6 protein-coding genes and 1 pseudogene are annotated in these 10,404 nt (G+C 41.7%); 4 read left to right on the top strand and 3 right to left on the bottom strand.

The features are described from left to right. From WSC_RS24510 to WSC_RS0120150, 3 genes and pseudogenes are all read left to right on the top strand, one after another. Positions 1–758, top strand: a pseudogene (locus WSC_RS24510) (hypothetical protein); the annotation flags it as partial. A gap of 155 nt (positions 759–913) precedes the next feature. Continuing rightward, positions 914–1,195 (top strand): type II toxin-antitoxin system TacA family antitoxin, encoded by a 282-nt coding sequence (locus tag WSC_RS0120155; RefSeq protein WP_016957770.1) that lies wholly within the window; start codon positions 914–916, stop codon positions 1,193–1,195. After that, positions 1,185–1,712, top strand: coding sequence for a GNAT family N-acetyltransferase (locus WSC_RS0120150; protein WP_016957769.1), 528 nt, complete (start codon positions 1,185–1,187; stop codon positions 1,710–1,712). Before WSC_RS0120155 ends, WSC_RS0120150 begins: the two co-directional genes overlap by 11 nt. 31 nt (positions 1,713–1,743) lie before the next feature. Here the strand turns inward: WSC_RS0120150 and WSC_RS0120145 are convergent, their stop codons facing one another. After that, the gene (locus WSC_RS0120145) at positions 1,744–3,018 is read right to left on the bottom strand and encodes a type II toxin-antitoxin system HipA family toxin (protein ID WP_237716340.1); all 1,275 of its coding nucleotides are present in this window, start codon (positions 3,016–3,018) and stop codon (positions 1,744–1,746) included. Between the two features lie 38 nt (positions 3,019–3,056). Beyond that, positions 3,057–3,302 (bottom strand): helix-turn-helix domain-containing protein, encoded by a 246-nt coding sequence (locus WSC_RS0120140; protein WP_016957767.1) that lies wholly within the window; start codon positions 3,300–3,302, stop codon positions 3,057–3,059. Between the two features lie 256 nt (positions 3,303–3,558). On the opposite strand from WSC_RS0120140, the gene WSC_RS0120135 reads away from it, so the two are divergent. Then, positions 3,559–7,245: a glycosyl hydrolase gene (locus tag WSC_RS0120135; RefSeq protein ID WP_016957766.1), complete on the top strand. Its 3,687-nt coding sequence runs from the start codon at positions 3,559–3,561 to the stop codon at positions 7,243–7,245. Positions 7,246–7,332: 87 nt separating this feature from the next. Here WSC_RS0120135 and WSC_RS23565 read toward each other — a convergent pair whose 3' ends face one another. Continuing rightward, a complete protein-coding gene (locus tag WSC_RS23565) occupies positions 7,333–10,392 on the bottom strand; it encodes an alpha-L-rhamnosidase (protein ID WP_016957765.1) in 3,060 nt (1,019 codons plus the stop codon). Between the last annotated feature and the right edge of the window lie 12 nt (positions 10,393–10,404).

Raw genomic sequence — 10,404 nt, 5'->3', positions numbered from 1 at the left:
TGGCTATGGCTTGTGAAAAATTTAGCTCTTGTATCGCTTTGTTAAGTAGGAAGATAGCTCGCTATTCAGAACAATTGTATGGAGTGCCGCACACACCAGAAACACTCTATCAAAGTTGGCTGTTGCGAAAAAACTATCCGATGGCTCATCAAGGCGATGGTAGTGTTGAAGGATTATTATGGTGTCCAGACCAAACGCTCATTCAGAAGAGTAGCCCTGCGTCAGTGCAATTGTGGAGGCGGTATTTGAATAGTGCACTTGATACGAACAACAAGTTTGGTCAAGTTATTGCTATTTTCTTTGGCACTGCAGGAGAATTTGAAACTAGAGCTGACACTGAAGTTATTAGCAATTTAGAACTTGAGCTCTATACCGTAGTGCAAGACCTATTATTAGAAAAGTATTCTCGGAAAGGCATTATTCTTGAAGCTTGTCCGACGTCAAACATTACCATCGGTCGTTTTAAGTCTTATGCTGAACACCCCATATTTCGCTGGAACCCTCCAATTGCAGATTGGTTAAATAGAGATGGCGAATTTAATCGATATGGAATAAGAACTGGTGCAGTCGCAGTATGCATTAATACAGACGATGCTGGCTTAATGCCGACAACTCTAGAAAATGAGCACTACTTAATTGAAATGACGGCTGTGAATAAATTAAATGTTTGCCCTATAGTTGCAAAAAAGTGGATTGAGGCGATTCAGAATCAAGGCAATGAAATATTCCAAAGCAACCATTTAGATTGGGAATTGTAAACACAACACTAAATTAGAGCTTTTTGTTAAGTAATTCACTCGCACCTTTTTTACCCTAGGTATTGCAAAGCGTTCCATCCGTATATTAGACGTACATTGACTTTAAATTGAATGCTACTAAACTATACGTATAACAAACGTATAGGAAAATCTCGATGGCTACTTTAGCAATGAAAAAAGATGCTCGGTTAGATTTAAAAACAACCGTGCAAAACAAAGAATTACTAGCGCAAGCCGCGTTATTACGTGGTGTTGATATGACAACCTTTATCATGGCGCCCGCACTTGAAGCGGCACGAGAGGTTGTTGCACTTAATGAAAAAATGCAACTTGAAAAACAAGAGCAACAGGCATTGTTTGAAGCATTGGCAAAACCGTCAGCGCCTTCTGATGAATTGAAAGAATTACTCGCAGCTGGAACATTTAGTGAACGATAATCGATTTGTTATAGAAAAATTTGAGCCGAAAAACACTTATTACCAGCAGAAAAAATTTGATTGTGGCAATCACATTATCAATAAGTTTGTTCATTCGTCTTTAAAAAAGCAGGTAAGCCAACAATTTTCGCAAGCGTTTGTATTGCTTGACTTAGAAAACAAGGAGCGCTTTTCTGCATTTTATACACTCACTTCATTTAAACTAAATGCAAATGACTTGGAAAGTTTATCTCAGGGAAGTTTGCCTAGAGACATTCCTTGTGTGCGCTTGGTCATGCTTGGCGTTGATACATCAATTCAAGGGCAAGGCATTGGGCGTAAAATGATGTCTGATGCTTTACATCGAGTGCATCGAGCATCAAAAGATATTGGCATATACGGGCTTTATTTAGATGCAGAACCAAGTGCAATAAACTTTTATCTTAGCCTTGGTTTTACCCGTTTAGATGGCGGCGGTTCTGAAGATATTGGCAAGATGTTTTTAAGTATTAGCGTTATAAATCAGCTTCTTGATTAAGGGAGAGTTAAGTAAAATATACACTTAGCCCTCACAACGCACTCAACTGGCGTTTTAACTTTTCAAGGCATTGATTGGTGCCTTTGGTTATTGCTTCACCCACCTGATGGGAAAATAAATTCGATGCTGAATCACTTGCTCTTATTAATGCATCGGGCACTGTTTCACATAACTCTACCAATATTGCTTTCATGTCGTTTTCTGGAAAAGATAGATAATTCGCGTGGTTTAACCAGTGCCTAGCTAAAATTCTAGACCAGCGATAATGTGTATTTTTGCTGTGCACTTTCATTGCCATTTTAATTTTTTGTGGCTGTATATTTCCTTGACCGAAATATGGGTAAGCACTCATGACATCGTAAAAAGGCGTTAAACAAAATCCTTTCGCTTGTAAGAAAATGCTGAAGTTTTTAGCATGCCCATCAATACCAGCGAGTAACCAAAATAGTACTTGGATTTTCATAAATAAAGTTCTGTCATTAATTGGATTTAAGCTTAATGACAGTAGCTCCATAATGTCGTGCGCACTAGGCCCACCATGCTCTTCATATTTATTATCACTCAGGCGGCCAAGTGCCTGACAAAAGTCTTCTTGGGGCAAACGTATAATGGCATTGTTTGCTAACTTTCTATCAAAGCGCTCCACTACTAAAACACGTTCGTCCTCAAATTGCTCAATACTGGCCTTAGCGGCAGGTATATCAAGCTCGTTTAAAAACTGTAGACAGAACCATTCATTGTCGACGCTACTGGTTAAATCAATATTCATGCCGCTATGATGCTGAATAGGCGGTTTGAGTATATGCGTTGTTGGTGTTTTTCCTAGTGGCTTATGCCATTGATTATTCCACCATGTTAATGCGGTTTTTTCTTGTGCACCAGCAAGGCTAATACGAAAATCTTCATTATCTTGCATACCTAATGTATTTGATACTCGAGTGTTTTTAAGCAATGTAGCAATGGCATTTTCGTTACATGGGCTTAACTCTAACTGTGGTAAATGTCCAGAAGGTGGCGATTGGCTTAATGCTACAGCACCCACACAATCACGACCTATGGATTCAAGTAAATCAAATGTAGATGTACTGTTTGCGCCAAGGCGCGTCACAATGTTTCGTCTGATATTGATATTGTCAGGCAATAGGTTATCAAAATAAGCTTCAACGGCTTGATTGTTAAGAGGTGCGCCCATCGGCAAACTTTGCGATAAAGCTCTACTTCCAGCACGTTTCAGCCATGATTCATCATATTGAAAGCTTAATGATCCCTGACGGTAATGAAGCTCGCCAACAAGGATCCCATTCATTGAACAATATAATGTTTTACTGTGCGATTTTCTGCCCATTAGAAGCCCAACTCTGACCCATCAGCAGCTTGTTGATCTCTTGGCTCGACGATTAAATCCAGTTCAATTAGTGCCAGCACTTTCATGACGATAATAAGATCAAACTTTGATGGATCATTTTCAAGTTTTGAGACTTCAGGTTGATGTATACCGATATGCTTAGCCAGCTGGCTTTGATTCCAGCCCTTATCCTTTCGGCCTTTGCTAATTAGTTTACCTAAGTCTTTTGGTGTATTGATATACATCTTCGAAACTCTATAGAAAATTCACTATAAAATTACTTTATACAACATTTTCTATAAATCAAGTTTAGAACGTATTTTCTATAAAAATTTCTAATAGCGGCAAGTTAGGGTATCAATCTGCCATAAGCCTGCCTTTTCGTGATAAATATAGCGGCTTATTACTCATGGCTCTAAATGCTCAGATATCAAACATCATATCTGCATTATTTGCTAAGTAATAAGGCTTCTTCATTAACTTTGAATTATGGCTTTTTGTATGTACCAACAATATTTAGAAAAAATTAAAAGGTGTTTTGCATTACGAAGCATAACTTTTACAGGCGTTTTGTCCTCTGCATTAATTACGTTGTCATTGAACGGTTGTGGCGACACAAGCAAACAAGCTTCGACGCCCGAACAATTAAATGATGTTAAACCCACTGCTGGCGTTTCAACAAAACTGCATAAACCAGTCAGTCCAATGCCAGAGTCGTTTTATCACGCGCCAGCTGCTGAGCTTAAAGCTAACTTTAAAACACCGCCTGATGCGGTCAAACCTTGGGTTTATTGGTATTGGATCAACGATCATATATCCAAGCAAGGGGTGGAAAACGATCTGAAAAAAATGCAGGAGCAGGGCATTAGCACGGCACTTATCGGCATTATTCACTTGCAACCCAGTATTGGCGGCTATGGCAAGATAAAAGCTTTTTCCGATGAATGGTGGGACGTGTTGCTGTATGCAATCAAAAAAGCCCCTGAGTATAACGTAGATATTGGTTTGTTTAACTCGCCGGGCTGGAGTCAATCTGGTGGTCCTTGGGTTGAGATGCATCAATCCATGCGTTATTTAGATAACCGTGAATATCACTTAGTTGGCGGTCAAAACGCTAACCTGTCTTTGAATAAACCAGAAGGTTATGCGGATGATGTAAAGGTTATTGCGTTTAAAACCCCTGCCGATGAACTTATTCGCCTTAATAATCAACAAACTAAAGGTAGCGCAACGGCCTTTATCAATAGTGAAAAAACTATACAAGCCGATATTAACAGCACGAATATTAAAAGCTTAGTTGATGGTGATCATGAATCTGTTTATCACTATCCAGCGTCGTTAATAAACGCTAAAGGCAGTAAGTTAGAAATCGACTTTGTGCATGATGAAACACTCACAGCACGCAGCTTAGAAATTTACCCTAACGATACACATTCGGCAAAAGCCACGCTGTCATTTAAAAATGCGAATGGTGAGTTTGAAACAATTAAATCGTTTGATTTACAACGTCCACGCAATATGGCATCGATTGGGCCAGAGCATGACGCGCCAATAGTCATTAACTTCCCGAAAGTAACAGCCCGTGAATTTCGCCTGACCATAGATTCGTTGGTAATAGGTCGCAAGCAAAAAAACAGTGAGCCGAATCCTGGCATCAAAGAGCTGGTATTAACCAGTGGCTACAAATTAGAACGTTATGTAGAGAAAAAACTGGCTAAAGTATTCCCGAATCCACAACCTAAACATGATAGTTATCAGTGGGACGCACCAACACCAGAAGATAAATCAAGCCTAGCACTGAATGCAGAGCAAGTATTAGATGTCACTCAATTTGTTAACGATGGCAAGCTCAACTGGCAAGCGCCAGCAGGTGAGTGGACTGTAGTGCATTATTTTATGCGCACCACAGGCACCACTAATACCCCAACCACTAACGCCACTCGTGGCCCAGAAGTCGACAAACTCAGTAAAGAAATCGCTCAAGCGCATTTTGATGCTTATGTAGGCGACATTATTGATCGCCTACAACCAGCAGAGCGTACCGCGCTTAAATACCTAGTGATCGACAGCTATGAACAGGGCGCACAGAATTGGACGGACGCCTTTGCCAAGCGTTTTCAGCAACAATTTGGTTACGACCCAATGCAGTTTTTACCCGTATATACAGGGCGTATTGTTAACAGTGCCGAGCAAAGTGAACGCTTTTTATGGGATATGCGCCGCATGGTAGCCGACCGTGTATCATATGAATATACCGCAGGCATGCGGGAACGTGCGCACGAGCATGGTTTAAAACTTTGGTTAGAAAACTACGGTCACTGGGGCTTTCCGGGGGAGTTTTTACAATACGGCGGCCAAGCTGATATTGTCAGTGGTGAATTTTGGGCGTCAGGTAATTTAGGCGCAATTGAATTAAAATCGGCGTCATCAGCGGCGCATATTTATGGGCATAAAACTGTGATGTCGGAGTCTTTCACTGCTGGTCGTGGCGATGCCTTTAAAAATCATTTTTGGGATTTTAAAAAGCGTGGTGATTGGTCATTTGTTGAAGGTATTAACCACACCTTATTGCACGTTTATATTCAGCAAGGTTACGAAGATAAAAAGCCAGGGGTGAATGCCTGGTTTGGCTCTGAATTTAATCGCCATAACACTTGGTTTGACTACATGGGGGGCTGGCTCAATTACATAAAACGCAGTAATTATATGATGCAACAAGGTACTTATGTTGCTGATATTATGTATTTTATTGGTGAAGATGCGCCGAAAATGACGGGTGAAATTAAACCTGCGCTACCTGCGGGTTACTCTTACGACTTTATCAATGCCGAAGTCATTTTGCATGGTTTAAGTGTTGAAGATGGTCAATTCGTTTTGCCAAGTGGAGCGCGCTTTAAACTACTGGTATTGCCTGATGCAACAACGATGCGCCCACAAGTGTTGGCGAAAATAAAACAATTAGTCGCAGATGGTGGTGCCATTTATGGCCCTAAACCAAGCCAATCACCAAGTTTGCAAAACTACTCGCAAGCTGATAATCAAGTTCAGCAATTAGCGAATGAATTGTGGCAACAAATTGATGGCACAACTGTTACTCAAGGCCAATATGGCAAAGGTCTGGTATTCTTTGATTCTGCCGAGAACGTTGACTTAGCGCAGGTCATGGACAAGCTAAATCTCCCGGCCGACCTTGCTGGTTTGCCAACAGAAGTGATTTGGAGCCATCGCAGCAGTGATACTCACGAAATTTATTTCATTGCCAACCAATCAGAAGCTGTGGTTGATATTAAACCAAGCTTCAGGTTGCAAACTGCAATGCAAAGACAAGAGCAAGCCAAGCTTGGCCAACCACAAGCTTGGGATGCAGTGACTGGTAGTATTAGAAATATTGGCCAATACAGCATCGAAAATGGTCGCTTAGTTACGCCATTGAGCTTACAAGGTTTAGGGTCAACCTTTATCGTATTTGAAAAATCTGCCAGTGCGACTATTCAACCTACAGCAGTTAAACAAATTTCTAAGCAAAATAAAGCTACTTGGTTACCGACAGCGCTTTATAAGCAAAATCAGCTTATTGTTGATATACCCGAAAACGGTGAGTACCAAGTGCAATTTACTAATGGTGATAGCCAAGTAGTTAAGCTGGTTGATTTACCAGCGCCATTAACACTTAGAGCCCCTTGGCAACTAACTTTTGAACAAAATCGTGATGTTGAAATGTCATTAACACTAGATAAGTTAGTTTCATTAACTGAGTTACAACCTTTAGCGTTAAAACATTACTCAGGTTCAATTACCTACCAAAATCAATTCCAATTTGAGCAATCACAACTTCGTGATGATCAACGCTGGATATTAGATTTAGGCCAAGTAGGTGTAGTGGCGCGTGTCACCATTAACGGCAACAATTTAGGTGAGATTTGGAGCAGACCACTACAAGTTGATGTGACAGACTATTTAGTAGCAGGCAAGAATAAGCTTATAGTAGAAGTGGCAACCACTTGGGTAAATAGAATGGTTGGTGACTTGAAGTATCCTAAACAGTTTCCTGATCAAGCGCAGCCCAAAGTATTTGAAACGGAAATTACTTTTGAAAGCAAAATCACTAAAGATACCGAGCTGCAACCGGCAGGTTTAATTGGTCCAGTGCTGCTAAAGCCAATTCGAGAAGTCACATTAAAGCATTAGCAAATAGGCTTTAAACTATGTAGTTGAACAAAGGCGAGTTAGTAGATCGCCTTTGTTTTGTCTTAACGCACCTTTTTACAGAGTTATCTATTCTGACAGCAAATAATGCCCCGCCACCAAAGCACATTCACCTTGTTTACAATTTAATTTTTGCCCCGTTGGCGCATTCGTCCATTGTAAATCCTCAGCTAATGCCACAGGAAGTTGTAAGATGCCGGTGCTATTGGGTGGAATAACAATTTCCATTGATAGTTTGCCAGACGTTTTTTGCCAACGGGTTTTGGCCAAGCCGTAGCGCGTTTCTAACGAAGCTTCAGCAAAGTTTAACGGCGAGTCTAATAGCGGACGAATACGAATATGTTTATAACCTGGGCTTGCTTCTACAGGTTCTAGTCCAGCAAGTCGTTCGTACATCCAGCGACCAACAGCGCCATAGGCGTAGTGGTTAAATGAATTCATTTTTGCATCACCGAAGCCTGATTCATGACTATAGCTGTTCCAACGCTCCCATAGCGTGGTCGCACCTTGATCGATTGAATAGAACCACGACGGATATTCGCTGGTAAAAAGAATATCGAGTGCTTGTTGTTGGTAACCGGCATCGTCTAAAACGCGATTAAGGTAAGAAGTACCGACAAAACCAGTATTCAGGCGATCGCTTTGCTGTGCAACCAGTCTAGCAAGATGCGCCGCGAGTTTCGGCCGCAGTGTTTCATCAACTAAGTCGAAGGCCATTAAAATGGCGTAGCCAGTTTGGGTTTCAACCTGTGTGGTTAAGCGGCCATCATCATCAAGAAAGTGAGTACGAATTGCTTGTTTGATGGCATCAACAGTGTTCTGATAATAAATCGCATCCTCGCTTTTGCCGAGTAGCTTTGCCGCTTTGGCGCTGATTGAAGCTGTGTATGCAAAGTAGGCTGAGCCAATTAGTTCGCGCGGTGTTTCTCCGCCTCGCGATTCTTTATTCTTATGTTTAATCGGTTGTAACCAGTCACCAAAGCCAGTGTCGGGGCTGATAAAATCTTTCGATTTAGCGCGATATAATTCCGCGTATTTAGTCATTGCCTCGTAGTTATCTTTCAGGATCTGCAAGTCGCCAGTGTGTAAATAAACTTCCCAGGGAATGATTGAAATAGCATCGCCCCAAGCGGGAGAAAGTTGCGTACCAAAGATGGCGACATCAGGTGCAATGACCGGTAGGCGGCCGTCAGCACTTTGTTGGTCGCGTAAGGTACGCAGCCAACTGCTCCAAAAGGCGTGTACGTCGAAGTTATAAAGTGAGGTGGCGGCAAATATCTGCGCGTCGCCTGTCCAACCTAAGCGTTCATTCCGTTGTGGACAATCGGTCGGAATATCAACAAAGTTACCGCGTTGTCCCCACTCGATATTGCTTTGCAATTGGTTGAGTTTTTTATGTGAAGAATTAAAAGTACCCGTTTGTGCAAATCCGCTATGTAGTACCTCACCGCTTACCCAGTCTTTTTCAGGTGTAAAACTTGCATCATATCCACTGAGTTCAAGGTACCGATAACCAAAGAAGGTAAATGTCGGTTTCCATTTCACCATGCCATCTCGATTAGGCAGGTAAGTAGCCATTGAACGTGCTGCACGATAATTTTCCGTATACAGGCTACCATCTTGGTTAAGCATTTCTGCCACTCGAATGGTGAGCTTTTGCCCCTTTTTAACTGGCAGATTGATAGCTGGCCAACCCACCATATTCTGCCCCATATCAAAGATCACTTTATCAGGCGCACTAGAGCTAATCGAATTGGGTTTAAGCACTTTTTGCACAGACACTGTTTGGAAAATCTTCGGTGATAAGATCACATGATCGAGCTCAGAAGTACCAACTGGTTTATATTGCGCAGATACTTCGCCTATAGAACTCCAGTTGTCGATCTCGCGATTGGCATCATAATCTTCACCCCAGTATATTTCTGATTTAAGCTCTGGCCCGTGGTCGGAATAAGTCCAACTGTCATCTGTGACCACAGATACATTTTTGCCTGATTTAAGCTCAACTTCCAGTTGCGCGAGAAATTGTGGTAATTGGCCTCCCATGCCTCGATTGATGTTACCCGCATACCAACCTTTGCCGACTCGGGCACCAATAACGTTTTTACCCGCAACCAGATGATCAGTCACATCATAAGTTAACGTTTCGATGCGCTGCATATAGTCAGTCCAACCAGGCGTAAAAGCGTCTTGACCGACTTTTTTGCCATTAATTTCAACATCAAATAATCCGCGTGCGGTTACATAAAGGCGCGCTTTGGTGGCAGTCTGTTCAAGCTCGAATTCTTTACGAAAATACGGCACATTGCTTATTGATGTAGGTGGGATATCGACCAAGTAACCATCCCAAGACATGGCTTGTCGCTCTTTAAGCATGTTGTTGTGTTGCCCTTGATGCTTGTCTTGTTCGGTCTCATGATAGTAAATAATAATAGGCATTGGACTACCAATGTGATCGTCTCGGGCAAACAAAGCGCCTTCACCAACACGAATTGCGCGTAAACCATTGTTATCGCCATCTAAGCTGTCTAACAAGGCTTGAGTAATATCTTTACCCGCTTTACGCAAGCCATAAACTGCCTTAGTTATCGTTATATCACTAAAGTCTTTACGCTTAGGTTGGTGAACCCATTTTGCCGACCAGTCATCTTTGGTTAATAAGCCATATTCAATACTTGCCCAGCTGCTCCAATTAGACATTTGGCTATATTGATCCCAATAACGAACGCGCCAATAAACTTCATCTCTAGAAGTAAAAGCTGGCGCGTCAGTTTCAACATAAACCGATTGGCTAGAGTCAACCTTACCGCTGTCCCAAATAAGTGCGTGTTTTTGCTTTTTAGCAATTTGTAATTGATAGGAGGTTTGCTTGGCACCAAAGCGGGTGTCACTTAGCTTCCAAGAAAACCTTGGTGATGGATCGTGATAGTTAAGCGGGTCAACAAAACCTTCACCCACTGTTAAATCGACAGGTGCAACCAAAGAGGCATCTGTCACTGTTTTACTATTTGTTGCTAGCCCACAACTTTGTAGCAGGAGTAGGGTAATGACAAATAGTATAGCTAGTACGCCAAATCTATATTGGCGTAGTCTATTTTGACGTTCGTGGGTAAGTTCAAAATTCAGCATAGGGGGGCATAT

It is taken from the genome of Catenovulum agarivorans YM01 (assembly GCF_000281085.1).
Classification (GTDB): Bacteria; Pseudomonadota; Gammaproteobacteria; order Enterobacterales; family Alteromonadaceae; genus Catenovulum; species Catenovulum agarivorans.
The sequence above is the reverse complement of the archived record's forward strand: the minus strand, read 5'-3'. Positions and strand labels throughout refer to the sequence as shown.

Coding starts and splice junctions, on each gene's coding strand:
- WSC_RS23565 (WP_016957765.1), bottom strand. CDS start 10,392: ATGCTGAATTTTGAACTTACCCACGAACGTCAAAATAGACTACGCCAA.
- WSC_RS0120145 (WP_237716340.1), bottom strand. CDS start 3,018: ATGAATGGGATCCTTGTTGGCGAGCTTCATTACCGTCAGGGATCATTA.
- WSC_RS0120135 (WP_016957766.1), top strand. CDS start 3,559: ATGTACCAACAATATTTAGAAAAAATTAAAAGGTGTTTTGCATTACGA.
- WSC_RS0120155 (WP_016957770.1), top strand. CDS start 914: ATGGCTACTTTAGCAATGAAAAAAGATGCTCGGTTAGATTTAAAAACA.
- WSC_RS0120140 (WP_016957767.1), bottom strand. CDS start 3,302: ATGTATATCAATACACCAAAAGACTTAGGTAAACTAATTAGCAAAGGC.